The 26,373-nt window shown below is 63.0% G+C and carries 24 protein-coding genes and 1 pseudogene; 16 read left to right on the top strand and 9 right to left on the bottom strand.

The features are described from left to right. Positions 1 to 122 precede the first annotated feature (122 nt). The 3 genes from JCM7686_RS09030 to JCM7686_RS09020 form a co-directional block, all read right to left on the bottom strand. Positions 123 to 1,181 carry a FecR family protein gene (locus JCM7686_RS09030; RefSeq protein WP_020950552.1) on the bottom strand — a complete coding sequence of 353 codons (1,059 nt, stop codon included), beginning with the start codon at positions 1,179 to 1,181 and terminating at the stop codon, positions 123 to 125. An 18-nt stretch (positions 1,182 to 1,199) separates the two neighbouring features. After that, positions 1,200 to 1,700, bottom strand: a complete 501-nt coding sequence (locus JCM7686_RS09025) for an RNA polymerase sigma factor (protein ID WP_020950551.1) — start codon at positions 1,698 to 1,700, stop codon at positions 1,200 to 1,202. A gap of 155 nt (positions 1,701 to 1,855) precedes the next feature. After that, the gene (locus tag JCM7686_RS09020; protein WP_020950550.1) at positions 1,856 to 2,284 is read right to left on the bottom strand and encodes a VOC family protein; all 429 of its coding nucleotides are present in this window, start codon (positions 2,282 to 2,284) and stop codon (positions 1,856 to 1,858) included. Positions 2,285 to 2,646: 362 nt separating this feature from the next. Between JCM7686_RS09020 and JCM7686_RS09010 the strand changes: the two genes are divergently transcribed. Next, positions 2,647 to 3,063, top strand: coding sequence for a BLUF domain-containing protein (locus tag JCM7686_RS09010; RefSeq protein ID WP_041527242.1), 417 nt, complete (start codon positions 2,647 to 2,649; stop codon positions 3,061 to 3,063). Between the two features lie 149 nt (positions 3,064 to 3,212). Continuing rightward, positions 3,213 to 4,829, top strand: coding sequence for a GMC family oxidoreductase (locus JCM7686_RS09005; RefSeq protein ID WP_020950548.1), 1,617 nt, complete (start codon positions 3,213 to 3,215; stop codon positions 4,827 to 4,829). Positions 4,830 to 4,859: 30 nt separating this feature from the next. Here JCM7686_RS09005 and pdxR read toward each other — a convergent pair whose 3' ends face one another. After that, positions 4,860 to 6,359: a MocR-like pyridoxine biosynthesis transcription factor PdxR gene (gene pdxR / locus JCM7686_RS09000; RefSeq protein WP_020950547.1), complete on the bottom strand. Its 1,500-nt coding sequence runs from the start codon at positions 6,357 to 6,359 to the stop codon at positions 4,860 to 4,862. Between the two features lie 182 nt (positions 6,360 to 6,541). Between pdxR and JCM7686_RS08995 the strand changes: the two genes are divergently transcribed. The 14 genes from JCM7686_RS08995 to JCM7686_RS08930 all read left to right on the top strand — a co-directional run bounded on the left by JCM7686_RS08995 (position 6,542) and on the right by JCM7686_RS08930 (position 22,654). Beyond that, on the top strand, positions 6,542 to 7,645 hold the full coding sequence (locus tag JCM7686_RS08995) for a mandelate racemase/muconate lactonizing enzyme family protein (protein WP_041527241.1): 1,104 nt from the start codon (positions 6,542 to 6,544) through the stop codon (positions 7,643 to 7,645). A gap of 4 nt (positions 7,646 to 7,649) precedes the next feature. Then, complete coding sequence (locus tag JCM7686_RS08990; protein ID WP_020950545.1) at positions 7,650 to 9,104, top strand: aldehyde dehydrogenase family protein; 1,455 nt, start codon at positions 7,650 to 7,652, stop codon at positions 9,102 to 9,104. 135 nt (positions 9,105 to 9,239) lie between these two features. Beyond that, the gene (locus JCM7686_RS08985) at positions 9,240 to 10,319 is read left to right on the top strand and encodes an extracellular solute-binding protein (RefSeq protein ID WP_020950544.1); all 1,080 of its coding nucleotides are present in this window, start codon (positions 9,240 to 9,242) and stop codon (positions 10,317 to 10,319) included. A 99-nt stretch (positions 10,320 to 10,418) separates the two neighbouring features. Then, complete coding sequence (locus JCM7686_RS08980; RefSeq protein WP_020950543.1) at positions 10,419 to 11,495, top strand: ABC transporter ATP-binding protein; 1,077 nt, start codon at positions 10,419 to 10,421, stop codon at positions 11,493 to 11,495. 5 nt (positions 11,496 to 11,500) lie between these two features. Beyond that, positions 11,501 to 12,370: an ABC transporter permease gene (locus tag JCM7686_RS08975; protein ID WP_020950542.1), complete on the top strand. Its 870-nt coding sequence runs from the start codon at positions 11,501 to 11,503 to the stop codon at positions 12,368 to 12,370. 3 nt (positions 12,371 to 12,373) lie between these two features. Beyond that, entirely contained in the window at positions 12,374 to 13,237 is an 864-nt protein-coding gene (locus JCM7686_RS08970) for an ABC transporter permease (RefSeq protein WP_020950541.1), read from the top strand. 296 nt (positions 13,238 to 13,533) lie between these two features. Beyond that, complete coding sequence (locus JCM7686_RS08965) at positions 13,534 to 14,553, top strand: aldo/keto reductase (protein ID WP_020950540.1); 1,020 nt, start codon at positions 13,534 to 13,536, stop codon at positions 14,551 to 14,553. A 394-nt stretch (positions 14,554 to 14,947) separates the two neighbouring features. Further along, the gene (locus JCM7686_RS08960; protein ID WP_020950539.1) at positions 14,948 to 15,835 is read left to right on the top strand and encodes a dihydrodipicolinate synthase family protein; all 888 of its coding nucleotides are present in this window, start codon (positions 14,948 to 14,950) and stop codon (positions 15,833 to 15,835) included. 84 nt (positions 15,836 to 15,919) lie between these two features. Further along, positions 15,920 to 17,518 (top strand): ABC transporter substrate-binding protein, encoded by a 1,599-nt coding sequence (locus JCM7686_RS08955; RefSeq protein WP_020950538.1) that lies wholly within the window; start codon positions 15,920 to 15,922, stop codon positions 17,516 to 17,518. 90 nt (positions 17,519 to 17,608) lie between these two features. Beyond that, on the top strand, positions 17,609 to 18,577 hold the full coding sequence (locus tag JCM7686_RS08950; RefSeq protein WP_020950537.1) for an ABC transporter permease: 969 nt from the start codon (positions 17,609 to 17,611) through the stop codon (positions 18,575 to 18,577). An 18-nt stretch (positions 18,578 to 18,595) separates the two neighbouring features. Beyond that, positions 18,596 to 19,420, top strand: coding sequence for an ABC transporter permease (locus JCM7686_RS08945; protein ID WP_020950536.1), 825 nt, complete (start codon positions 18,596 to 18,598; stop codon positions 19,418 to 19,420). A 3-nt stretch (positions 19,421 to 19,423) separates the two neighbouring features. Further along, positions 19,424 to 21,094 carry an ABC transporter ATP-binding protein gene (locus tag JCM7686_RS08940; protein WP_020950535.1) on the top strand — a complete coding sequence of 557 codons (1,671 nt, stop codon included), beginning with the start codon at positions 19,424 to 19,426 and terminating at the stop codon, positions 21,092 to 21,094. Further along, on the top strand, positions 21,087 to 21,875 hold the full coding sequence (locus tag JCM7686_RS08935; RefSeq protein WP_020950534.1) for an IclR family transcriptional regulator: 789 nt from the start codon (positions 21,087 to 21,089) through the stop codon (positions 21,873 to 21,875). Before JCM7686_RS08940 ends, JCM7686_RS08935 begins: the two co-directional genes overlap by 8 nt. Before the next feature lie 176 nt (positions 21,876 to 22,051). Further along, on the top strand, positions 22,052 to 22,654 hold the full coding sequence (locus tag JCM7686_RS08930; RefSeq protein WP_020950533.1) for a DUF1349 domain-containing protein: 603 nt from the start codon (positions 22,052 to 22,054) through the stop codon (positions 22,652 to 22,654). Positions 22,655 to 22,813: 159 nt separating this feature from the next. On the opposite strand, the gene JCM7686_RS08925 is transcribed toward JCM7686_RS08930, so the two are convergent. The 5 genes and pseudogenes from JCM7686_RS08925 to JCM7686_RS08910 form a co-directional block, all read right to left on the bottom strand. After that, on the bottom strand, positions 22,814 to 23,392 hold the full coding sequence (locus JCM7686_RS08925; protein ID WP_020950532.1) for a DUF1349 domain-containing protein: 579 nt from the start codon (positions 23,390 to 23,392) through the stop codon (positions 22,814 to 22,816). Positions 23,393 to 23,551: 159 nt separating this feature from the next. Next, the gene (locus tag JCM7686_RS08920) at positions 23,552 to 24,559 is read right to left on the bottom strand and encodes a Gfo/Idh/MocA family protein (RefSeq protein WP_020950531.1); all 1,008 of its coding nucleotides are present in this window, start codon (positions 24,557 to 24,559) and stop codon (positions 23,552 to 23,554) included. Between the two features lie 92 nt (positions 24,560 to 24,651). Next, complete coding sequence (locus JCM7686_RS08915) at positions 24,652 to 25,614, bottom strand: aldehyde dehydrogenase family protein (protein WP_020950530.1); 963 nt, start codon at positions 25,612 to 25,614, stop codon at positions 24,652 to 24,654. A 55-nt stretch (positions 25,615 to 25,669) separates the two neighbouring features. Further along, a pseudogene (locus JCM7686_RS25165) lies at positions 25,670 to 25,774 on the bottom strand (hypothetical protein); the annotation flags it as partial. Continuing rightward, a complete protein-coding gene (locus JCM7686_RS08910; RefSeq protein ID WP_268935169.1) occupies positions 25,741 to 26,346 on the bottom strand; it encodes a proline racemase family protein in 606 nt (201 codons plus the stop codon). The gene JCM7686_RS08910 and the pseudogene JCM7686_RS25165, both read right to left, overlap by 34 nt. Positions 26,347 to 26,373: the final 27 nt, after the last annotated feature.

Raw genomic sequence — 26,373 nt, 5'->3', positions numbered from 1 at the left:
GGCTTTTGCCGTGCCATCATCTCATCCTCGTCTCTGTCCTGACGCCCGCCTTTGCGGCTGTGGCGGCTCTTCTTCAGGACAGACGGATGGGGACGGGCGATCTCACAAAAATAGTTGAGTCTTTAATTCAGAATAAACATCCCGCCCGGCAGGCGCAGCAGATTGGCCCCGGCGGCAAGGGCAAGCGCCTCGATCGCGGCCTCGGGCTGATCGAGGCGGAAATTGCCGCTGACCTGCAATCGCCGCAGCCGCGACGAGGCGATGAAGAGGCGCTCGGGGGAATAGCTTTGCAGCGCGTCGATCACCTCGGACAGCGGGCGATCCGAAAAGCTGATGCGGCCGTCGAGCCACGCCAGATCCGCAGCCGGATCGGTCGGGCGCACCGCCGAGAGGCCCGAGGCGCTGGCGGTGATCGCCTCGCCGGGGGCCAGCGACTGGGCGGGGGATGCGGCTGCGGTCGTCGAGACTTCGACGCGGCCCTCCCGCAAGACCACGCGGTCCAGAGGCCCGCTGCGCGAGACCGCGAATTCGGTGCCGGTCACGCGGGTCTCGGCATGGCGGGCATGGACGAGAAAGGGATGCGCGGGGTCGGGGCGGACGCGAAAGAAGGCCTCCCCGGCCAGCAGAGTGACCTCGCGGCGGCCTTGGGCGAAATCGAGCGCCACGGCCGATTGGGCGTTGAGCACCAGCGTCGAGCCATCGGGCAGGGCGATCTCGGCGCGTTCGGCAAGGCCGGTCAGATGATCAGCCCGCCAGAGGAGCAGCCAATGGGGCAAGGCGTTGAGCGCGACGACCAGAGCGGCAATCGCGGCCAATGCAAGCCCTGCCTTGCACGCCCGACCCAGCCGAAGACCGCCCGCGCGACGATCACGCGCCGCGCGCGGCGCGGCCAAGGCGCGCGCAAGGCCCGCGCTGGCCGTGGCGAGTTCGGGGCTGGCCATCATCCGCAAGAGGCTGTCGAGGCGCGCGCCATGTGCGGGATCGGCCTCCAGCCAATCGCGCAAAGCACGCGCAGCCTCATCGTCGAGCGGGGCGGCCTCAAGCCGCAGGCACCAGTCGAGTGCCGCATCTGTTGCGGGATCGGGATGGCGGAAATTCGGGCCGACAGAGCCCATCGGCTCCTTTTCGAGCGCGCGGCGGGACGGCGTTTTTCTGGCACGGTTCAGGCGCGGAAATCTCACAATAACTCTCCTCGCCGCCTAATCGCGATCCAGCCGCGCCAAGGCGTCGTGACATTGCGCCATGGCCAGTTTCAGGTCGTTATAGACCGTATTCGCCGAGACCCCCAGATGGGTGGCAATGCGCGGATAGGGCCAGTTCTCGATCCGGCTGAGCACCCAGACCCGCTGCGCACGCGGCGGCAGGCGGGCGAGCGCAGCTTCAAGCAGGCGCAGCCTTTCGCGCTGGATCAACAGCTCATCGACCGAAGGCGCGGGGGCCGCGATCTCATCGGGGTCTTGCGCCGCGCCCGGTGCGCGCAGGCGGTCGCGGCGCAGATGGTCGATGGCGAGATTGCTGGTCGTGCGGCTGAGAAAAGCGTCCAATTGCGCAATCGGGCGCGATTGAAGCGCGAGCGCGGTGCGCAGATAGGCCTCTTGCGCGACATCTTCGGCCACGCCCGGATCGCGCACGATCCTGAAGGCGCGGCTGATCAGCGACTTGCGTCGGCGCAAAAAGATCCGGGTCAGCAGGCTGTCCATCGCTCACAAGCTCTTCCATCAAGAAGCGGCCCGGCTGCGATGTGACGGGGCTTGTGCCGACTTCGCGGAAGGCTCTAGCAGATCACCCGCCGGTTGCAACGGGCGAATGGCGATGGGAGGCGCGGGCGCAGGGCTGCGCCCGGGGCAATGTCGTTTTATTTCCGACGCTTGGGGTTCCAGGCCTTATGAACGAATTCCAGCCGGTTGCCGTCGAAATCGGCGATATTGGCCGCGTAATAGCCGGGCGCAAAATAGGTCCGGTCGGCGGGCTTGCCCTCGTCGGTGCCGCCTGCCTTGAGCGCGGCGGCATAGGCCTGATCGACCGCCTCATTGCTGTCGCAGACAATCCCGAGATAGAGCCCGGTTTCGCCCGGCTGGCGCTGGCGCAGCCAGATGCTGCATCCGATCTCTGTGCCGCTGCCATAGGCGCTGTCCCGGAGCCCATGAAGGTCGGGCACGTCCGCAGGCCCGGAGGCCGAGTCGTATTTGCCAAAGAGGCTCCAACCGAGCGGCTTCAAAGCCTCGGCATAGAAGGCGAGAGATTTCTCGATATCCGTGACCGAGATATAGACGTGGTCAATCATAAATTTGCCTCCGTGGCGCAAGGGGGACGCAAGCAAAGGTTGCCTGGCGGGTTTTGGAACATGATGAGAACACCGCGGGCCGGGACAAGTTCCGGGCGGCTGGCGGATTGCGTGCCCACATGCACGGGCGGCGGATAGGCACCATCGGTAGCCTGCTGCGCGGCGGCATGGGCATGGTAGGAGCCGCAGATAGCAGGGAGACAAAGGCGTCGGAGACCTTGCTCCGGCCGGGTGATCTTTTTCTGCGCGTTTGTCTTGCCAGCGGTCAGGCGTTTTTGTAAAATATGCACAACTTAAACGCGTTTTTCCAATATGCCGCAATCAGGCGGAGGGCGCGGTTTTCAGCGGTTGTGGGGTGTCAAGTGATCGGTGCCGGTGAAACCTGGAGCGTGCTTTACCGCAGCTATGCCAGCATTTCCGAAAACTCGCCGCGACAAATCCAGATCCTGCGCGACTATTCGGATCTCGTGAAAAGATGCGGCATCACCGGCTATCTGCATCGCGAAGACGAGGTCTTGTTTCAGTGGTTCGAAGGGCCGAAGGCCTCGGTCTCGATGATGCTCGACCTGATCCGCTGCCATGGCAGCCATCACGGGCTGATGATCTACGGCAACAAGCTGCAAACTCAGCGGGTGTTTTCGGCCTGGTCGCATGGCTCGACCACCACAAACGGCGTGTCGCTGTTCAACTGGGCCAATGAGATCAGCAAGCCGCTTCATCCCAATTCCGGCAGCGCGCTGATCGATTTTCTCAAGACCGCATCGGGCCAGAGGGGCTGAGCACTCAGGCGCGGGCGCCTTGCCTGCGGGCTTTCCGCAAGCAGAAGGCCCGCAGGCGCGGAAGTGGCTTCCCGATCTTGCCAGAACGGCTCCTTCCAACAGGGGGGGCCATCCAATAGACCCAAAGCACAGCGCGCTTTGGGGGGAACATGGCCGAATTTGACATTATCATCGTGGGCGCGGGCTCGGCGGGCTGCGTTCTGGCCAATCGATTGAGCGCCTCTGGCAAGCTGCGTGTCTTGCTGCTGGAGGCGGGCGGCAGTGACCGGCGCTTCATGATCCGGATGCCGATCGGCTATGGCCACAGCTTCTATAACCCCAAGGTGAACTGGCGTTTCGAGACCGGCCCGCAAGAGGCTTTGGGCGGGCGCAATTCCTACTGGCCGCGCGGCAAGGTGTTGGGCGGGTCTTCCTCGATCAACGCCATGGTCTTCGTCCGGGGCCAGCGCGAGGATTTCGACGATTGGAAGGCCGAGGGCAATCCCGGCTGGGGCTGGGACGATGTTCTGCCCCATTTCAAGGCGATCGAGAGCTTCGAGCGTGGTGCGGATGACTATCGCGGCGGATCGGGCGAGCTTGCCGTGACCGATATGACGCCCTCGGTCCATCCGCTCTGCCATGACTGGCTGGATGCGACCGAAGAGGCCGGGATGCGGCGAACCCGCGATTACAATGGCGCGGCGGAGGAGGGCACGTCGGTCTATCAGATCTCGGCGCGCAAGGGCGTGCGCGCCTCGACCGCGACCGCTTTCCTGCGTCCCGCAATGGGGCGGGCCAATCTGACGGTGGTGACGGGGGCTTTGGCGCGGCGCGTGCTCTTCGAGGGCAATCGCGCGGTTGGCGTCGAATATGAGACGAACGGCCAGATCCAGACCGCGCGGGCGTGGCGCGAGGTCGTGCTCAGCGCGGGCGCGGTTCAGACGCCGATGCTCTTGCAGCATTCAGGCGTCGGTCCGGGCGAGGTCTTGCGCCGTTTCGGCAAGCCGGTGGTCAAGGACATGCCGGGCGTTGGGCGCAATTTGCAGGACCATCTCGGCATTGATTACCTTTTCCGCTCGAAGGTGCCGACGCTGAACTCGCAGCTGCGCCCGTGGCTGGGGCGGATCATGCTCGGGATGCGCTATGTGCTGTTTCGCAATGGGCCGCTCTCGCTCAGCGTCAATCAGGCGGGCGGGTTCGTGCGCTCGCGTCCGGGGCTCGACCGGGTGGATCAGCAGCTTTACTTCTCGCCGGTCAGCTATTCGAAGCCCAAACCTGGCGTGCGGCGTCTGACCATGCCCGATCCCTTCCCGGGCTTTTTCATCGGCGTCCAGCCTTGCCGCCCCGACAGCCGGGGCCGGATCGAGATCAGTGCGGCCGATCCCCATGCCGCGCCGCTGATCGAGCCGAATTATCTGGCGAGCCAGAATGACATCGACCAGATGCTCGACGGGGTGCGGCTGGTGCGCCGGATTTCCGAGCAGCCCGCGATTGCAAAATATATCGAGACCGAGATGCAGCCCGGTCGCGAGGTGCAAAGCGAAGAGGCGCTGATCGCCGATATCCGCGCGCGCTCTGGCAGCGTCTTCCATGCCTCCTGCACCTGCCGGATGGGGCCCGATCCTGCGCGCGATGTCGTCGATGCACGGCTGCGCGTTCATGGGATCGAGGGGCTGCGCGTCATTGACGCCTCGGTTTTCCCCAATGTCACCTCCGGCAATATCAATGCGCCGACGATCATGGTCGCGCAAAAGGGCGCGGCGATGATGCTGGAGGATCTGCGCTAAGGCGAGGCCGGGGCGCGAGATAGCGGGGCGCTAGCGATAGGGCTCGAGCACGCGGGCCAAGGTCTCGACGCCCGCGCGGATCGCGCGGGGCGGGATCGCGGTGACGCCAAGGATCAGCCCCTTGGGCGTCAGGCTTGGCCCGATCGCGAAACTTTCAAGCGCCGAGACCACCAGCCCGGCGGCGCGGGCATCGGCGACGACCTCGGTCTCGGTCATGCGCGGCGAGGCGAAATGGCCGACCGTGTGAAAGCCCGCAGAGGAGCGGCGGATGTCGAGAAGCCCGTCCAGATGCTCTTGCGCGGCGGCGTAGAAACTGGCGTGACGCTCGGCATAAATCTCGCGCATCCGGCGGATATGGGCGACGAAATGGCCCTCTTCGAGAAAGCTCGCCAGCACCGATTGCATGCCAAGCGAGACCCCTTGCAGGAAGGCGCGGGAAAGATGGCGGAAGGTCGGGACCAAGGATTGCGGCGCGATGTAAAAGCCCAAGCGCAGCGAGGGGAACATGCTTTTCGAAAACGTGCCCACATAGATCACCCGATCCGCCGTATCGCCGCTTTTCAGCGTCGGCAGCGGGCGGCCGTCATAGCGGAACTCGCCGTCGTAATCATCCTCGATGATCCAGCCATCGCTGTCATAAGCCGCCTGAAGCAGCGCCGCGCGGCGCGCCATGCTCATCTCGGCCCCGGTCGGATGCTGATGCGAGGGGGTGACGAAGGCCAGCCGAAAATCGGGGGCGAGGCGCAGCCCTTCGGCGACCTGCATGCCCTCGGCATCGACGGGCACCGGAACCAGCTCGGCGCCCGAGGCGATCAGGCTGTTGCGCGCGCCAATCGCGCCGGGGTTTTCAAACCAGACCTTGTCGCCGGGGTTGATGAGCATCCGCCCGATCAGGTCAAAGGCCTGCTGCGCGCCATTGACGATGAAAATCTGCTCGGGCGCGCAGGAAATGCCACGGTTTGAGCGCAGATGTTCGGCAATGGCGCGGCGCAGGCGCGGATCGCCCTCCGGGTCGGAATAGCCCAGCACATATTCGCGCTCCTCGCGCAGATGCTTGGCGGTCAGCCGCGCCCAGATCGCCAGCGGAAAGCTGTTGTAATCGGGCACGCCGGTGACGAAGGCACGGGGCGCGCGCGGATGGGGCAGGCGCTCGACAAAGCGCGAGCTGGCTGCGTTCAAGGTCGCGGACAGCGAGCTTCGGGTCGGGCCGGTCGCCGCCGGGGCCTCAACGCTCAAGGTTTGCTCGGGTTTTCCAGCGGGCGCGATTTCCGAAATATACGAGCCCGAGCCCGATATCGAATAGATCAGCCCCTCGGCCTGCAACCGCTCGAAGGCCGACATCGTGGTGGTGCGCGAGAGGCCGAGCTCGGTCGAGAGCGTCCGGCTGGAGGGCAGGCGCTTGCCGCCCGGCAGATCGCCCGAGGTGATGAGCTTGCGGATCGCGTTGTAAAGCTGGGTCGTGACCGAGGTTTCCAGCGTCCGGTCCACGGTGATCGAGAACAACAGCTCTCCTGATGAACGCTTGACCATTCTGGCCTCCCTTCCGCCGTCTCCGCGCCGACGTGATCCTCGCGCGCACGCGAAGGGCCGCCAGCCTCTCCCGCCGCATCCCATAAGCGGTTTCCGCCTTTTTCGAAAGTGGACCTTATTGAGCGGCGCGCGCGCGGCCTAGTCTTCGAGCCAGCAATCCGTTGATGTCAAGGAACACGACAGTGAAGATCAAGCGCATCGAGACCTTCTCGACCCAGTTCATCGGCTTTGTCCGCATCACCGCCGAGGACGGCCAGCAGGGCATCGGGCAGGTCTCGACCTATAATTCGGACATTACCGCGCAGGTTCTGCACCGTCAGGTCGCGCCCTATGTGCTGGGTGTTGAATTCGACGACATCGATGCGCTGACCGATATGGTGATCGAGCGCGAGCATAAATTCCCGGGCTCTTACATGAAGCGCGCTTTCGGCGGGCTCGATACCGCGATCTGGGATCTGCGCGGCAAGGCGGCGGGGCTGCCGGTCACGGCGCTCATCGGCGGCACGCCGGGGAGCCTGCGCGCCTATGCCTCCTCGATGCGGCGCGACATCACCCCCGCCGCCGAGGCCGAGCGCTTCAAGCGGTTGCAGGGCGAGCAGGGCTTTGACGCGTTCAAGTTCCGCGTGGCCGCTGAATATGGCCATGACATCGATGAATGGCCGGGCCGGACCGAGGAGATCATCCCGACCATCCGCCGCGCGCTTGGCGATCAGGCTTCGCTTCTGGTCGATGCCAACAGCGGCTTTTCCCCCAAACGCGCCATCGAGGTCGGCGGCATCCTGAAAGACAACGGGATCGAGCACTTTGAGGAGCCCTGCCTTTACTGGGAGTTCGAGCAGACCAAGCAGGTGACCGATGCGCTTGATATCGCGGTCACGGGCGGCGAGCAGGATTGCGAGATCCCGACCTGGCGCCACATGATCGAGATGCGTGCGGTCGATATCGTCCAGCCCGATATCCTCTATCTCGGCGGCATTTCCCGCACGCTTCGGGTCTGCAAGATGGCCCATGCGGCGGGCCTGCCGATCACGCCCCATGCCGCGAACCTCGGCATGGTCACGCTTTTCACCATGCACCTTTTGCGTGCGATCGAAGGGGCGGGCAAATATCTCGAATTCTCGATCGAGGGTCTGGATTACTACCCCTGGCAGCAGGGGCTCTTCGTCGATTGCCCCTACGGCGTCGAGGGCGGCAAGGTCACGGTCAGCGATCGTCCGGGCTGGGGCGTCGAGATCAATCCGGAATGGCTGGCGAAATCGGCCTATCAGGTCAGCGAGATCGGGTGAGATCATGGCTAATCACGCATTGAACCTGCCGAACCAGCATTTCATCGACGGGCGCTGGCAGGCGGCTGTCTCGGGTCGGATGATGGCAAGCTTTGATCCGGGCATTGCCGAGCCCCATGCGGAATTCGCGGCTGGCGACAGCGACGATATCGCTTTGGCGGTGGCTGCTGCCAAGCGCGCGGGCGCGCTTTGGGCCAAGACCTCGGCCGCCGAGCGGGGCCGCGTCCTGATGCGCGTAGCCGAAGCCTTGCGTGCCCATGCTGACCGCTTCGCCCGCGCCGAGGTGCTCGATTCCGGCAAGACCCTTGCCGAGGCTCTGGGCGATGTGCGCGGTGCCGCGCGCGCCTTTGAATATTACGCGGGCGCGGGCGATAAGCTCGAGGGGCGCTCTTACCCCTTGGGGCAGGATTATGTGTCCTATTCCGTGAATGAGCCGGTCGGCGTCACCGCCCATATCATTCCCTGGAACTATCCGCTTTCGACCGCCGCGCGCTCGTTTGCCCCGGCCTTGGCGGCGGGCTGCTCGGTGGTGGCAAAACCCGCCGAGCAGACGCCGATGACCGCACTGATGCTGGCGGATCTTCTGCATCAGGCGGGCCTGCCGGCGGGCGTGTGCAATGTCGTCACCGGCACCGGGGTTGCGGCAGGCGCGGCTTTGGTCGCCCATCCCGACGTGCACCATGTGACCTTCACCGGCTCGACCACGACGGGCATCAACGTCATGCAGGCGGCGGCGCGCAATATCGCCTCGGTCACGCTCGAATTGGGGGGGAAATCGCCGAATATCGTGCTCGCCGATGCCGATCTGGATCTGGCGCTGGATCAGGTCATCGGCGCGATCTTTGAAAACTCGGGCCAGATTTGCTCGGCAGGCTCGCGCCTCGTGATCGAGCGCAGCATCCATGCCGAGTTCATCGAGCGGCTGGCCAAGCGGGCGGGGGGCTTCACCATCGGCCACGGGCTCAGGGACGGGGTGAATTACGGCGCGATCAACTCGGCCGAGCATCTGGCCAAGGTTGCGGGCTATGTCGATCAGGCCCGCGCGCGCGGCGTCGAGGTCGTGACCGGCGGCAAGATCACCGCAGATCCCGAAACCGGCAAGGGGTGGTTCTATCCGCCGACCATTTTGGACGGGCTCTCTTGGGACGATCCGGTCGTGCAAGAGGAAATCTTCGGCCCGGTTCTGGCGGTGCAGGTCGTCGACAGCGCGGACGAAGCGATTGCGGCGGCGAATTGCACCGATTTCGCTCTGGTCGCCGGGCTTTTTACGCGCGATATCAGCCGCGCCCATCGCATCGCGCGCGATGTCGATGCGGGTCAGGTTTTCATCAACGAGTATTTCGCAGGCGGGATCGAGACGCCCTTCGGCGGCAACCGCCGTTCGGGGCTTGGTCGCGAGAAGGGCATGGTTGCGGTCGCGAGCTATTGCAAGCTCAAGACCGTCACCGCCCGGATCTGAGCCGTCGCCCCCTGAAAGCGGCCTGCTCTTTCAACCAGAGTGGACCTTAAAGGGGGCAAAGGCCCTTAGCATAGTGATGGGCAGGGGAGCCGGAGCGCGACACGCGCTTCGGTCGGGGACAACAGGGAGAGAGACATGACTGGGAAAAACCGGATTGCCGCGGCGCTTTGCGCGGTGGCGCTGACATCGATTGCGAGCATGGCGCAGGCGGAAACGCTGCGCCTGCTCACCTGGGGCGGCTATGCGCCCGACACTGTCATCAAGGCTTTCGAGGCCGAATATCCCGACATCAATGTCGAGGTGACGCTGTCAAACAACGAGGAAATCATCGCCAAGCTGCGCGCGACGGGCGGCTCGGGCTATGACCTGGCCCAGCCGAGCCATGATCGCATCATGGCGGCGCAGCAGGAATATAATATCTACAAGCCGCTGGATCTGGCGAAGGTCGAGACCGACAAGATGCAGGAAAACCTGCTGGACGCGGTCAAGACCAACACCACGATCGACGGGAATATTTATGCCGTCCCCCATCAATGGGGCACTTCGGGCATCGTCGTCGACAAGACCAAGGCCGGGGATGTCAAAGATTGGGCCGATCTGTGCAAAGAGGAATATAAGGGCCGCACCTCGATGCGCCTGCGCCGCACCATCCTGATCGGCATGGGCTATTCGCTCGGCTATGATCCCTTCGCGCTTTACGCCGATCCGGCGGGCTATCAGAAGATGCTCGATGCGGTGACCGAGAAGATGATCTCGTGCAAAAGCATCGTGAAGACCTATTGGAACGGCGGGGATGACCTCTCGACGCTGCTTCTGTCGGGCGAGGTTGTGGCCTCGGAGGCTTGGGATTCGACCGCCTTCAAGCTTTACGACCAGAACCAGAATTTCATCTATGTGCCGCCGAGCACTGGCGCGCTGACCTGGATTGACACTTTCGTCATCCCGCGCAAGGGCCGCGCGGACGATGCCGCTTACAAGTGGATCAACTTCGTCATGCGTCCCGAGATCGTGACCATGATGTCGGATTCGACCGGCGCGATCAGCGCAGTCAAAGGCGGGATCGAGCTTCTGCCCGAGGATAAGAAAGCAGCGGTGAAACTGGCTTTCGACGATGCCGCCATCGCCAATATGCGCTTCTTCGCCAATATCCCGGCTGGGCTTGAGGATATGGAGGGCAAGGCGCTCGAACGTATCAAGGCCGCGACCAGCAACTGATCGCGCCGTGCCGCCTGCGGAGGTCTCGCCTCCGCAGGCTCAGTTTATCTCCGGGCACTGCTGTCTTTGGGCAAGCTGCCGCCAATCGACGAGACCTCCATGTACGATCTAGAGTGCCAAAGCCTGACAAAGCGGTTCGGGGCCTATCACGCCGTCAACAACGTGTCTTTCGACGTGCCGCGCGGCTCGTTCTTTTCGATCCTCGGGCCATCGGGCTGCGGCAAAACCACGCTGATGCGCATGATCGCGGGCTTTGAGAACCCGACCAGCGGCGATATCCGCATCAAGGGGGCCTCGGTGATCGGCACGCCGCCGAACAAGCGCAGCGTGAAGATGGTCTTTCAGCATCTGGCGCTGTTTCCGATGATGAATGTTGGCGAAAACATCGCCTATGGCCTGCGCTGCCAGAAGGAAAACAAGACCGATATCGCGCGCAAGGTGAAATCGGTGCTGGAGCGGATCGGCCTGCCCGGCGTCGCGGAGAAGCAGGTCTCGCAGCTCTCGGGCGGTCAACGCCAGCGCATCGCGATCGCGCGTTGCATGGTGCTTGAACCCGACGTGCTGCTGCTCGATGAACCGCTCGGCGCGCTTGATCTCAAACTGCGCGAGCGGATGAAGGTCGAGCTGAAACTGCTACAAAGCCAGTTCAACACGACCTTCCTTTACATCACCCATGACCAGTCCGAGGCGCTGATCATGTCCGACAATGTCGCGGTGATGAATGCGGGCCAGTTCGAACAGATCGGCGCCCCGCAGGAGCTTTACAACAACCCGAAAAGCGGCTTCGTCGCGGGCTTTGTCGGCGACACCAACCGCTGGCCGGGGCGGATCTCGGCGGTGAATGGCGGCGAGGCGCGGGTCGCGCTTGAGGGCGGCCATGAGGTCGTGGCCAAGCTTGGTGATCCGGGCCTGCGCGAGGGCGCGAAGGTCGAGATCTTCGTGCGTCCCGAGACGATTTCGTTGACGCCCAGCCTTGGTGCGAACCGCCTGCGCGGCCGCGTCGACAGCCTGCTTTTCAACGGCGCGAACAGCCGCCTTCTGGTCCGCACCGGGGGCGATGAGCTGGTCGAGGTCGCGCAGGGCGTCATGGACAAGACGCTCGCGGTCCGGCAGGGCGACGAGGTCGAGCTTTCGTGGCGCAACGAGCATTGCCTCGCTTTCGCCGTGGCGGGGTGAGCAGGATGTCGCGCTCTGATGCCAGCAAACTCACGCTTTTCCTGCTCTTTACGCCCTTCGTGCTCTGGATGCTTCTGCTGATCATCCTGCCGCAGATCGGGGTCGGTTATCTGTCGCTACGCGAAAAGGTCGGGCCGGGCGATTACACTTTCGGCTTGGGCAATTACGCCGATTTCCTGGGCGAGCCGGTCTATTGGAACACGCTGTTGCGCACCGCATGGATGTCGGTTCTGGTCACGATCCTTGCGCTTTTCGCAGGTTTTCCGGTCGCCTATTACATTGCCAAAGTCGCCAATCAACGCTCGCGCGCGGCGCTGTTTCTGATGTGTCTTGTGCCGCTGTGGGTCAGCGATCTGGTGCGCGCTTTCGGCTGGATCGTGCTGTTGCGCGAGACCGGGCTGATTTCGGGCGCGCTGCAGGATCTGGGCGTGATCCGCGGGCCGATTGAACTCCTTTACAACGACATCACCGTCATCATCGGGCTGGTCTATACGGTCGTTCTCTTCATGATCGTGCCGCTGGTCTCGACGCTCGACGGGATGGACAATTCGCTGCTGGAGGCGGGCTATAACCTCGGCGGCAGCCGCTTCACGGTCTTTCGCAAGATCGTCGTGCCCTATGCCATGCCCGGGATCGTTGCGGGCTCGATCATCGTCTTCATGCTCACGGCGGGCAGCTATCTGACCCCGATCCTGCTGGGCGGCAAGAACTCGATGTGGTTCACCGAGCAGATCTACGAGCAATTCGTGACCCGCTATAACTGGGAATCCGGTGCGACCTTCGGCGTGCTCTTGCTGGTCTTCACCTCTTTCGTCGTCTGGCTGGGTCTGCGCCTGACCGGGCAAAGCCTTGCCTCTACCGTTGCGAAGGACTGAGCCATGAATGTCGCAGCACCCCAATCGACCGCCATGCGCTGGATCTATCTGGCCTATATGCTGGTCTTTTTCCTCTATCTCGCCGCGCCTCTGGTCTCGGCCGCGATCTTTGCCTTCAACGATTCCCTGTTCCCGGCCCTGCCATGGAAGGGCTTCACGCTTGACTGGTTCTTCGGCTCGACCGAGCCAATGCTCGGACTGTTCCACGACCGCCGGTTGATGGAGGGGCTCAAGAACTCGGTGGTGATCGGGCTGATCGTCTCGACGCTCTCGGTCGCGGTCGGCACCTGCAACGCCTTCCTCTTCGAGCGGCGGAGCTTTCCGGGCAAGAGCCTGCTTTACGTGCTGATGATCGTGCCTCTGGTCATTCCGGGCGTCATCCTCGGGATCTCGATCCTCGTCTTCGCCAGCATGATCGCCAATGGCGTCGAAGAGGTCTTCGGCTGGGAATGGGACTTCCTGCGTCCGGGCACCTTCCTTGTCGTCATCGGCCAGTTCTCGTTTTTGGTGACGATAGCGACGCTGGTGATCGCGGCGCGGCTCAGAAAATTCGATGTCTCGCTCGAAGAGGCCGCGCTGAACCTTGGCGCAAGCCGCAGCCGCGTGCTGATGACGGTAACCTTGCCCTATCTGACGCCCGCGCTGTTCGCGGCCTTCATCGTGTCCTTCCTGATGTCGTTTGAGAATTTCAACACGACGCTGATGCTGGTCGGCTCGGACGCGCCGCTGACGATCACCATGTATGACCGCATGGTCAAGGTGGGCTCCACCCCGGTCCTGAATGCGGTCTCGGTCTTCCTGATGATCGGCTCGGGGCTGCTGGCGCTGCTGAGCATCTTTGCGCAGCGCGGCAAGGGGCAGGCGTAAACACCGCGTCTCTCTGGGACGCCGATAAAAGAGGGCCGCCGGATCGCTTCCGGCGGCCTTTTCCTTTTGGCGCGGACCATGCCCTGACGCGACAATATTCAATCACCTGCGCCACCTTGCGTCAGCTATCGCCGGGCTGCGCAGTCGTCTGGGCCGGTGCGAGCGGATAGCCTTTGGCCAAGCCCATCCTCAGGACCCGGCGAAACCGCGCGATCTGGCCAGATTATGGCCGGATCACGGCTGTTCCATGGCCGCGCTGTGGCCGGGGCTTTCATGCGATCTGAAAGGACACATCTATGCACCCCTCCGATATGCGCGCCTTTGGTCAAGGCGGGCTCCAGGTCAGCGCCGTCTCGTTCGGCGCCGCGCCGATTGGCAATTTCCTGCGCGAGATCGACGAAGAGACCTCCGCCGCGATGATCGATTGCGCCTGGGACGCCGGTCTGCGGCTCTTCGACACCTCGCCGCTTTATGGCCATGGCCTCTCGGAGCTGCGTCTGGGCCACGCTCTGCGCCATCGTCCGCGCGACGAGTTCGTGCTCGCGACCAAGGTTGGCCGCCTGCTCGAGCCCGCGCCGCGCGGCAGCATCGACTTTGCCCCTTGGGTCAAGGGCGCGCCGTTCCGGCTGCGCTATGACTACAGCTATGACGGGGCGCTGCGCTCGATCGAGGATTCGCTGCAACGCACGGGGCTTGAGCGGATCGACATTGCTTTCATCCATGATTGCGACCGCTACAACCATGGCACCGCGATGCCCGAGGTCTTTCGCGCGGCGATGGACGGCGCCGGGCGTGCGCTCGAGCGGCTGCGCGACGAGGGCGTGGTCACCTCGATCGGAGTCGGGGTCAATGAATGGGATGTCTGCCATATGGCGCTGCAAGAGCGCGATTTCGACGCCTTCCTGCTGGCCGGGCGCTATACCTTGCTGGAGCAGGACGCGCTCGAAAGCTTCCTGCCGCTCTGCGAGGCGCGCGGGGCCTCAGTTCTGGTCGGCGGCGGCTTCAACTCGGGGATTCTGGCGACCGGAGCCGTGCCGGGGGCCAAGTATAACTACCAGCCCGCGCCCCCGGATGTGATGGCGAAAGTGGCCGAAATCGAAAAGCTCTGTGCGGCCCATGGCGTCGCCTTGCCCGCCGCCGCGCTGCAATTCGTTCTGGCTCATCCCGCGATCGCCTCCTTCTGCGCGGGCACCCGGACGGTCGAGCAGCTGCGCCAGAACCTCGCTTGGGTCGCCGCGCCCATTCCCGCCGATTTCTGGGCCGAGCTGAAAGCGAGGGGGCTGTTGCGCAACGACGCGCCCGTGCCCGCCGCCTGAGAGCTATCCGCGAAGTGCGCGCTTGCCCCGGAAGGGAGCAAGCGCGGCGCATAGGTCCCCTCATGGATGATTCCCACAGGCGAGACCTCTGCGCGGGGGCGGATGTTCGGTCGGCGGAATTTTCGGGGCGAAAGGTTCGGATTCGGTGTGTTTCGACTGGTGAAAGAGTTTGGTTTCATTGTTGGAATTTGGATCATATATTAAGTTTATATAATTGAAATATATAAATAAAAATATTTCATCCAGCACGGAATCATCTCAAAATCAAACCCGGATTTCTTCCCAGAGGCCAAACTTGAACCGGCCTAAGGAAAAGAAATTGACAGCATGGATTTCATCGTGTCAGTTTCGTTTCGTGAAATATAACTTTCACTGAGTGAAATGAGAGGACTTCATGACGACTTTCAGGCCCCCCCTGACCAAAGAAGACATTCGGGGAGTCATCCCTCCGCTCGTCTCGACTTTCGCGGCTGATGGCACGCTCGATCTGGCGCTGTTTCGCGGTGAGCTGGCGTTCATGGAAGCGGCAGGCGTCACGCTGGCTGTCATTGGCGGCAGCACCGGCTCGGGCGACGAGCTGTCGGCGGATGAGCTTGCGGCGCTGATTGGTGAGGCAACGCGTTCGGGCAAGATCGACATTATCGCGGGCATCATCACCACGACGACCCGCGATGCGATCCTGCGCGGCCAGAAGGCCAAGGAAGCCGGGGCGCGCGCGCTGATGCTTGGGCCGCCGATCTATACGACGCCTTCGGCCGACGGGCTCGATGGGTTCATCCGCGATGTCTATGAGGCGACCGGGCTGCCGATCATTTACTACAACCACTTCTTCAACCCGCCGTCGGTGATGCAGCGGATTGCCGATGTGCCGGGCGTGATCTGCCTGAAGGAAGTCGCGCTCGAGCCGGTGGCCGAGCTTTTCCAGACGGTCGGCGAGCGCGTCGCCATTGCCGCAGGGGCGGATTGCGTGAATATCGCAAGCTTCCTCTTTGGCGCACATGCTTCGATCTCGGGGATCAACACGGTCATCCCGAAACAATACCGCGAGATCTACGCCGCTCATGAGGCGGGCGATTACCGTCTTGGCCGCGAGCTGACCGAAAAGATCGCGCCGCTCGCCCGCGAGATGATCAAGCCCGAGAATTTCCCGGCGCGCGTCAAATACGCGATCAACCTGCAAGGCCGCGAAGTTGGCGCGCCGCGCAAGCCGAGCGGAGATCTGGCCCAGCAAGATCAAGAGAACATCAAGGCCGCTTTGCGCTTTGCCGGTCTGATCGCCTGATCTGAACCGGAGAAAAGGGGTTGGGCGGCGTCAACTCGCCCAACCAAGGCAGAACAAAAACAAAGATATCTGGGAGGATTGGGAATGTTGAGGAAGATCTCCGCGCAAAAGAACCCGGCAAATCCGGGCCGAGAACTGTCCATCGGGCGACGGTCGTTTGTTCAGGGCGGGCTCGCGCTTGGTGCCGGTCTTTTGCTGGCGCAGGGCGCGGCCTTTGGCGCGCAGGCCGCCGCGCCGAGCCGGGGCGGCGTCTTGCGGATCGGTTTGGGGGCTGCGGGCTCGAAATCTTCGCTCAACCCGTTTATTTCCACCGGAGAGATGGATTTCGCGGTCGCCCAATCGCTCTTCGACCGGCTGACCGATTTCGACGCGACGGGCAAGCTGTACAACAGCCTCGCCGAGGATTTCAGCCATAATGAAGACGGCTCGATCTGGACCATCCGCATTCGCGACGGCGTGCTTTGGCATGACGGCAGCCCCTTCACGGCGCAGGATGTCGCCTATTCTTTGGCCTATATCCTGACCCCCGAAAACAAGGCCGACGCCTATGCGACGCTGTCGCCTTTCATGCAAAAGGACGATGTCCGCGCGCTGGATGCGACCACGGTCGAGATCAAGCTGAACGCGCCCTATGCGCTTTTGCCCCAGATTATGGCGAGCAAGGTGATGTTTCTGGTCAAGGACGGGACGCGCGATTTCTCGGCGCCGATCGGGACGGGGCCGTTCAAATTCACCCATTGGACGCAAGGCGAGCGGGTCTCGCTGGCGCGCAACGAGAGCTTCCGCACGCCCGGCCAGCCCTATCTCGACGGGCTCGAATTCATAGCGATCAATGATGCGATGTCGCGGGTCAATGCGCTGATGGCGGGGCAGGTCGATGTCATCGCCCAGCTTGACGGCAGCCTTGCCCCGATTGTCGAGGCCAATCCGGCACTGCACCTCATCCGCTCGGAAAGCGGCGCGACCACCGATCAGTTCATGATGGTGAACAAGGCGCCGTTTCAGGATGTGCGCGTGCGGCAGGCCTTCCGGCTGATGGTGGACCGTCCGCAGCTCGTGAGCAATGCGCTGGCGGGCTATGGCCGGATCGGCAATGATCTCCACAGCATCACCGACCCCGATTATGCCGCCGAGCTGCCGCAGCGTGCCCATGATCCCGATCAGGGGCGGGCCTTGCTGAAGGCGGCGGGCTATGACAGTGACCTGCGGCTCGAGCTTTATACCGCCGATGCCGCGCCGGGGATGCTGGCCTCCTCGACGCTGATCGCCAATCAGGCCAAGCAGATCGGCGTGACCATCGACCTGACGGTCGTGCCGCCCGACAGCTATTATTCAGGCCCGCAGTTCAAGAATGCGCCGATGGCAAGTTCCGACTGGGGCCAGCACACGCTGGAATCGGTCTTCGGTCAGGCTTATGCACGCGGCGCCTATTGGAATGAGCCCGATTGGACCAGTGACGCCTTCGACGGTTGGGTTGCGAAATCGCGCACGACCTTCGACGAGACCCTGCGCAAGCAATATCTCTTCGAGGCGCAGAAGATCCTGTGGAACGAGGGTGGTTATCTGATCTGGGGCTTCCGCGACCTGTTGGACGCGGCCAGTGCCAAGGTTGCGGGGCTTGCGCCCTCGAACCAGCGCAATCTTGGCTATTACCGCTTTGAAGGCGTGTCGCTCGAGGGCTGAGCGCGCAAGACCTCACGGCCCGGGCCGGGACGCGGCCAAAGTCGCCCCGGCCCTTTGCCCGCCTGATCTCTCACGACGGACACGTTTTTGATGATATCCCCTCTCTTGAAGCTCATCTTCGGGCGGATCGGCCTTGCCGCAGCGACATTAGTCGCCGTCTCGGCAGTCGTTTTCGCCGCAACCCTCTTTCTGCCCGGAGACCCGGCGCGCGCGGCCCTTGGCCCCCGCGCCGATCCCGCGGCGGTCGAGGCCCTGCGGCAGGAATTCGGCATGGATCGCTCGGCCATCACGCAATATGTCTCTTGGGCGGGCGGCGTTCTGACGGGCGATTTCGGGAAATCGGTGCCCTCGGGACGCTCTGTCTGGGAGATGATCGCGCCGAAGGTTGCCAATACGGCGGTGCTGACGCTTGGCGCCTTGGCGCTGCTGATCCCGCTGTCGTTCCTTCTGGGCATCGTCGCAGCGGTCTGGCGTGACCGTTGGCCGGATCACGCGATCTCAATCCCGTGCATCGTGCTGGTCGCTTTGCCCGAATTCGTCATCGGCACCTTGCTGATCGTTGTTTTCGCGGTCTGGCTGGGCTGGCTGCCGCCGGTCTCGCTGATCGACAACCGCCTGAGCCTTGCCGCGCAATCGACCGTCTTCCTGCTGCCGATCGTGACGCTTCTGTGCACCACCTTGGCACAGGTCGTCCGTATGGTGCGCGCGGTCGCGATCGATATTCTTTCGGCCGAATACGTCTATATGGTGCGGCTGCGCGGCATTAGCCCCGCGCGGGTCATGCTGCGCCATGTCCTGCCCAATGTCGTCGGCCCGACCATCCAGACGATCGCGCTCAATGCGGCCTGGCTCGCGGGTGGGGTCGTGGTGACCGAGGCGGTGTTCCAGCTTCCCGGGATCGGCAGCGCCCTGGCCTCGGCGGTGATCAGCCGCGACATGCCGACGGTTCTGGCCATCACGCTGATTATCACGACCGCTTATGTGCTCATCAACCTGATCGCCGAGATGCTGATTTTGGTGATGAACCCGCGCCTGCGCGTCGCAACGGCCCCCAACTGAGACCGAGGAGTGGCGAGAATGCACAAAACCCTGAAACTCACGCTCCAGCCGGTTTCGGCGAAACTGGCGCTCGCGGCGCTTCTTCTGGTGGCGGGGCTTGCCCTTCTGGGCCCCGCGATCAGCCCCTATAGCTATGACGAGGTCGTCGGGCGACCCTTTGGCGCGATGTCGGGCGCGAATTGGCTCGGGACCGATTTTCTTGGCCGCGATGCGCTGAGCCGATTTCTTTATGGCGGGCGCACGGTTCTGGTCGTGGCCAGTCTGGCGACGCTGCTGGCCTTCCTGATCGCCGTGCCGTTGGGCATTTATACCGGTCTGCGCCGCGGCCGGGTCGATCTTGGCCTGATCGCGGTTTCGGATGTGATCTATGCCCTGCCGCCCGCGATCTTCCTGCTGGTGCTTCTCGCCTCGACCGGGGCGAGCCTGACCACCGTGATCTTCGGCATCGTCTTTTTGCATGTGCCGCGGGTCTTGCGCATGGTCCGCCTTGTCACCATCGACATGTCGCGCAACGAATTCATCGAGGCCGCCCGCGTGCGCGGCGAAAGCTGGCTCGCGGTCTGTTTTCGCGACATCCTGCCCAATATCCTGCCGCCGATCTTTGCCGATTTCGGCGTGCGCTTCTGCGGCTCGATCATCCTTTACGCCTCGCTGAGCTATCTCGGTCTTGGCCTGCCTCCGCCCGCTGCGGATTGGGGGATGATGATCAGCGAAAACCGGATCGGCATCACCATCGCGCCTTGGCTGGCGATTGCCCCGGCGCTTGCCATCGCGGTGATGTCGGTCGCAGTCAATGTGCTGGCCGATCACCTTGCCCGTTCTATCGGCACGTCCAAGAGGTAAACCATGACGAGCTTTGCTACCGAAATCGCCTCGCTCACCGTTGAGGGTCTGTCGCTGCATGATCTCAAGGGCCGCCAGATTGTCGAGGATGTCGCCATGGCGGTCGCACCGGGAGAGGTGCTGGCGATCATCGGGGAATCCGGATCGGGCAAGACCTCTGTCGCGCTGAGCCTTCTTGGCTTTTCCCGGCCGGGCATGGTGATCTCTGGCGGTCGGGTCGCGGTTGGCGGCACCGATGTGCTGGCGCTCGATGCCGCCGGGTTGCAGCGTTTCCGCGGCAATCGGATCACGCTGGTGCCGCAGAACCCGACGACCAGCTTCAGCCCGCGCATGACCATCGGGCGGCAGATGCGCGAGGTGCTGATCGCGCATGGCCGCCCCGCGCATGAGGCCGAGGAGCGTATCCGCGAGGTGCTTGCGCAGGTCAGTCTGCCGAATGACGCGGCCTTCCTCAAACGCTACCCCTTTGAGCTAAGCGGCGGGCAATTGCAGCGGATCGCGATCGGCATGGCCTTCATGACCGCGCCCGAGGTCATCGTCATGGACGAGCCGACGACCGGGCTTGACGTCTCGACCCAGCAGACGATCCTTGAGCTGATCCGCAAGCTCGTCGCGGCAAGTCGGGCGTGCTTCATCTATGTGACCCATGATCTTGCCGTGGTCGATGCGATTGCGGACCGGGTCATGGTCATGCTGGGCGGCAAGGTCGTCGAGGTCGGCGAGCGGCGCCAGATTTTCGAGGCGCCCCGGCACGACTATACCCGCCAATTGATCGCAACCATTCCCGATCTGCCCGAGCTTGGCGCGCCGGTCTCTGCGCCAGCGACCGTCGCAGCCGTGGCCACCGAAACGCCCACGCCGGTCCTGAAAGTCGCCGATCTGCGTGCAAGCCACGGCGGGCTAGAGGTCGTGCATGGCGTCTCTTTCGAGATCGCACGCGGGGCCTGTCTGGCTTTGGTCGGCGGCAGCGGCAGCGGCAAAACCACCACCGGCCGCGCGATTGCGGGGCTTCATGCGCAGGCCTCGGGAGAGCTTCTGTTCGAGGGCCGCCCGCTTGCCACGGGGCTGCGCAACCGTGTGCGGCAGGATTTGGCGGCGCTTCAGATCGTCTTTCAAAACCCGGACCGCTCGCTCAATCCGCGCGAAAGCGTCGAGGTGGCGATGCATCGCGCCCTGCGACTGCGCGGAGATTATCAGGCCGCGCTTGCGCAAACTGAGGCGCTGGCGCTTCTCGACCGGGTCCGGCTGAACCGGCGCGCACTGTCGCTTTATCCCTCCGATCTCTCGGGCGGCGAGCGGCAACGCGTGGCGATTGCCCGCGCCCTTGCTCTGAACCCGCGGCTGTTGATCTGCGACGAGATCACCTCGGCGCTCGATGTCTCGGTTCAGGCCTCGGTGATCGAGCTGTTGATGGAGCTGAAGGCGGACGGGCTCGCCATGCTTTTCATCACCCATAACCTGCCGCTGGTGGCTGAAATCGCGGAAAAAATCCTGATCATGCAGCAGGGGAATGTCGTCGAGCAGGGGCCGACGCAGCGGGTTCTCAGCCAACCCGAATGCGGCTATACGCAAGAGTTGCTCAGTGCCGCACCTCGGGTCCGGTCTCGGCAAGCGGCGGCTGATGGGGCAGAGGCATCCGCGATTTCTTGGAGGGAAGGGCGCTCAGATGGCTGATGATGGAACCAAATCCATTCGTTTCGACGCGGTCGATCGCGCGGCCAAGATCCTGCAGGTCATCGCTGATAGTGGCAAGCCGGTGCCGCTGACGGCGATTGCCAAGGCGGCGGGCTTGGGCCAGCCGACGACCTCGCGCTATCTGGCCAGCCTGTGCTCGCATGGCTTTCTCGAACGGGATAGCGATGGCCGATATCTTCTGGGCATCCACCTTTATCTCTTGGGGCAGAAGGCGATCGAGCAGCGCGATCTGCGCCGCTTCGCCGCGCCTCAGCTTGAGGCGCTGCATAAGAAATATAACGAAACCATCAGCTTGGCACTGGTTGTGCAAAATGAGCTGGTGGTGGTCGATTGCCTTGAGGCCAGCCATGCCTTGCGCCAGGGCGGCACGGTCGGGACCAAGAACGACTGGCACACGAGCTCGCTCGGCAAGTCCATTCTCGCCCATCTTCCGGCCGCGCGCACCGATGCGCTGGTCGGCGCGGCGCCCTATCTCGCCTATACCGCGCATACGCTTAAGGATGGCGCGGCGCTGCACGCCGATCTGGCTCGGGTGCGGACAACTGGCTATGCGGTCGATGACGAGGAAACCGTGCTGGGCGGGCGCTGTATCGGGGCCGCGATCCTTGATGCGGACGGCACGCCTGCTGGGGCGATCAGCGTCAGCGGGCCGACCAGCCGGGTGACCGAGGCCGCTGTTGCCGAGATCGGGCGCACGGTCGCAGAGGCTGCCGCGCGCGTTTCCGCAGCCCTTGGTTATAGCGCGCGAAGCCCGGCTTGACCCAAACCTGATCCCGCCCTGACCGGATGACCTGAGAAGGCACCGGCCGCGGCGACGACCTTCCTTCCGACAGCTGACCCTCCGGCGATTCATCGCCCGGTTGGTCTTGGCCGGTCCTTTCCCATCACCCCCGGCGCCACAGGGAATATCCCGGCGCCCTCAATGGAGCATGAAAAATGCCAACTGAATTCGACCTCAGCAGCCTGACGATCAACGGCGGGGCCAATGGATCGGCCCAGATCTCGGATAGCCGGATCGAGCTCTCGGCCGGACCGGACACCGATTGGTTTCATCATCCGGCAGAGGAGTTTCGCAAGGCCAATGTCATCTCGGTCGCTCGCACGATCGAGATTCCGGCTTTTTCGGTGATCGCCCGGGTCTCGGTCGGTTTCAAATCGAGCTATGACGCCGGCGCGATTTTCCTCAAATGCGATGATGAAAACTGGGCGAAGATCGCGTTTGAGCTGTCCGGCGCGGGCAAGCCGACCATTGTCAGCGTCGTCACACGCGGCATCTCGGACGACAGCGACGGCCCGGTCTGGCTGGGCGAGAGCGTGTGGCTGCGTCTCTCCTGCGACGGCGAAACGATCGCTTTTCACTTCTCCGAGGACGGAAAGTTCTGGAATTTCCAGCGTTGGTTTAGCCTGCCCGGTCTTGCGAAGAGGCCCCTCACCATCGGTTTTGGCGCGCAATCCCCGACCGGAGACGGTTGTGTCGCAAGCTTCGAGGGGATCGAACTCCGGCCAGGCCAGATCACGAATTTGCGGGACGGTTCTTGAGTTGGATTGAGTGGAACACGCGCAGACGGTTTATTTGATCAGCGCGCGCTTTTCAGTAGTGACGGGCCGGGCTTTTGAAAAGCTCGGCCTTTTGGTGCGAGATTGGCAAAGGTGTTTTCAGATATCTACCACGGTCGAGCTGGAGAAATTGCTCTGATGTCAACCGTGAAGATCGCGAGAAATCGGCTCGGAAACAGTGAAGTTTTCAAAGGTGACTTGAAATTCTTCTCGTTCTGGTGAGCAACACATCACGCCAAGATCAATTTTCGAGGTGCTCGGCAGGAAAGCGAGACGCACGGACCTCCAGTCATTCAGCTGCGTGTCGAAATACTGGACGCGGATGGCTTCTGCATGTCGGGTTAGGCGGATCCTGATTTCTCCGTTCTCGGCAATCACGGACATTTGCGACCAATCCGAATTATCGTTGGTTGCGACGACGCATAAATGGGTCTCGCCGCCTGTGAATTCGATCCTGCATTTCAGCCACGAGCTTTCGCTTAGGCCCAGCATCAAACCGGCTTGATCGTAAAGCGTTTCGAAATCTGCCTTGACCGCGACCTCGGCCGTAAAGTCGCCTTCGACCGGGCGGTAAAGGAAATGCCCATTATCACGCCAGAAATTATAAAAGGTTCCGCGCCAGAAGTCGGTTTTCAGCCCGGTTTTGACTTTAAGCGTGTGCTCAGATTGCTCAAGCACGGTGGGTTTGTTGAACCAGCTTAATTCTTTGAAGGATTCCATGTCTTACCTTTCGCGTCGTTCGGTTTGCTTTGCAACCGTCAAATCTGGGTATTCCTGCTCTGCTCTGGCGGGGGGCAAAGCGATCCTTGCCCGGAGGAGAGCACGGTGATGGTCGAAATAGCCTCGATGACGGCTCAACAGAGAGTGATCGCCAGTTTATTATATTATTCCAATGCGTTGACTGTTATCTGCCGACGCTTTGACCGCATCGAGCGCGCGCATGCTTGCGACAGCATCGAGCATTGACCACGGCAGGGAGATTTCGCCGCGAATGGCTTTAGCGAAGGCTGTAATCTCGTGTTCATATTGATTTGCGGGCGGGATCTTGATGATCTCAACCGCAGTATCCGAAAGGTCGGCGGTGCCGCGAAGCCGGATCTCTGTTTCCAGCGCGGGGTCGGGCCAAACCGCAATCGGGATCTCCATCCATCCCTTTGTTCCGGTCACCATGATCCAATGTGCCCACGCCTGTTTCAAGGCGCCGCTGAACAGAAGATTGCGGTGGTCGGGAAACTCCATCAATCCGGCGACCGCGATATCCACCCCGTCCGCATCCTCTTTCTCAAAGGTTGCGGTCACGGCCTTGGGCTCTGCTTCGAAAAGGAAACGAGCGGCGGTGATCGGGTAAAGCCCAACATCCATAAGTGCCCCGCCGCCAAGATCTTTTTGGAACCGGATATCATCCGGGTTATCATTCATCACGCTATAGGTTGCGTGGATCTGGGTCACGCGGCCAAGCTTGCCGCTGCGAATAATCTCTCGCGCGGCAAGCCAGCGCGGATGATAGCGCACCATGAAAGCTTCCGAGATCAGAACGCCGGTTTCGCGTTGAACGGCGGCCAGTTCTTCGGCTTCCTGTGCACTGATGCCCAAGGGCTTTTCGCAAAGCACATGCTTTCCTGCGCGGGCGGCTTGAATGGCCTCGCGCACATGGCTGCTGTTCGGGGTCGGAATATAGATCGCCTCGATCTCCTGATCCGCCAGCATCTCTTCGAGCGAGTCGTAAACGCGGGGAATGCCAAAGGATTTCGCGACCGCTGCGGCGCGCGCTTGGTCGCGCGAGCTGATCGCCGTGACCTCCGCCAAGGGAACTTTCTGAATGGCCGGGATCACCCAGTTCTGGGCGATCTTTGCCGTGGATAGAATACCGAATGTCACGGGCTTCATCTTGCAGTCTCCATGCGGTCTCGCCTGATGCGAGCAGAGGTTCAGGGGCAGGCGGGGCGTCAGCCTTGATCGCAAGCGACCCCGCCCTGTTTTTAAGCCTTGAGCTTGATGAAGGCCGCGCGGGTTTCGAGAAACTCGTCCAGCCCTTCGCTGCCGTTTTCGCGGCCGAGCCCGCTTTCCTTGACCCCGCCAAAGGGCAGTTGCGGCAGGGTTTCGAGATAGGTGTTCACATAGGTCGTGCCGCTGCGAAGCTGGCGGATCACGGCCATTGCCCGGTCGAGATCCGAGGTCCAGACCCCGTTTGCCAGCCCGTAGCCGGTGGCATTGGCAATGCGGATCGCCTCGGCCGTGTCCTTGAAGGTGAGAATTGTGGTGACCGGGCCGAAGATCTCTTCGGCGACGATTCTCATCTCGGGCCGCCCCCCGGCGAAGACCGTCGGCGCGACGTAATTGCCCTTCCCGAGCGCGCCCTCGGTGACGCGCGCGCCGCCACAAGGCAGGGTCGCGCCTTCAGCGAGGCCGCTGGCGATATAGCCGAGCACGCGCTCCATCTGCGGCTCGCTGATTAGGGGACCGACCTCGTCGTCCTCGCCGGTGCCAAGGCGCAGGCGCGCGGCGCGTTCGGCGACGCGGCGGCCGAACTCCTCGGCGATGCTTTCCTCGACCAGCAGACGGCTGCCAGCGCAGCATTCCTCGCCCTTGTTGATGGTGAAACCGGCGACCGCGCCCTCGACCGCCGCATTAAGATCGGCATCGGCGAAGACGATATTCGCGCCCTTGCCGCCAAGCTCCAGCGTCACCGGACGGATGCGCTCTGCGGCGCGGCTGGCGATCTGGCGGCCGACGGCGGTCGAGCCGGTGAAGGACATCATATCAATGCCGGGATGGGCGGACATGGCCTCGCCGACGGTTTTTCCCTCGCCGGTAACGACATTGACGACGCCTGCGGGCAGGCCGGCCTCTTCGGCCAGACGGATCAGCGCGAGCGTCGACCCAGAGGTGAGCTCGGAAGGTTTGATCACGACCGAGCAGCCCGCCGCCAGCCGCCAGCGCATAGGGCAGCTTTTGCATCAGCGTGACGATCGGGAAATTCCACGGCGTGATCAAGCCGACCACGCCGCGCGGATGGCGCAGAACGAGGCCCATGCTCTCGGGGCCATTGTCGGAAAACGCCTTGCCTTTCAGGGTCCAGGCCAAAGCGGCGGCATAGCGCAGCAGCTCGACCGCCCATTGGGTTTCACCGCGTCCGCCGCCGATCGTTTTGCCCGCTCGCCGATCTCGACCAGATGGCGCGCCGCATCGCGGGCGAGCGTCAGGCCGAGATCCTCGGCGTTGACGATGCAATAGATCATCCCGCCATAGGCGACATCGACGCGCAGCGAACCGATCTCGGGCACCTCGATCAGGCTGTCGCGATGCATGACGAAAGAGGGGATATTGCGGAAGGTGATCGCCCGGCATTTGCCGTCGCTGCAGGTCGCAACGACCTCGACGAGACCGGCGGGCGTGTCGACGCGGACCACGGTCTCGGGCTCGCGCATCGCCACCATCCCGGTTTCAAGCGCGACCGTCACCGTGCAGATCAGGTTCGAGCCCGACATCGGCACGAAATAATCCGATTCCATGACGATCATTCCCAGATCGGCATCGGGGCGGATCGCCGGGGTGATCAGATTGACCGCCGCATTGACGCTGCCACGCGGATCGAACAGCAGCATATCGCGCCACCGCCACATTCGGCGCGAAAGCCGACAAAAAGCCCCGGCCGAGAGGCTCGGCCGGGGCAGCGGTTGGTGAGGGCCGACGACAGCCGC

Origin of the sequence: Paracoccus aminophilus JCM 7686 (assembly GCF_000444995.1) — a bacterium.
GTDB lineage: Bacteria > Pseudomonadota > Alphaproteobacteria > Rhodobacterales > Rhodobacteraceae > Paracoccus > Paracoccus aminophilus.
The sequence above is the reverse complement of the archived record's forward strand: the minus strand, read 5'-3'. Positions and strand labels throughout refer to the sequence as shown.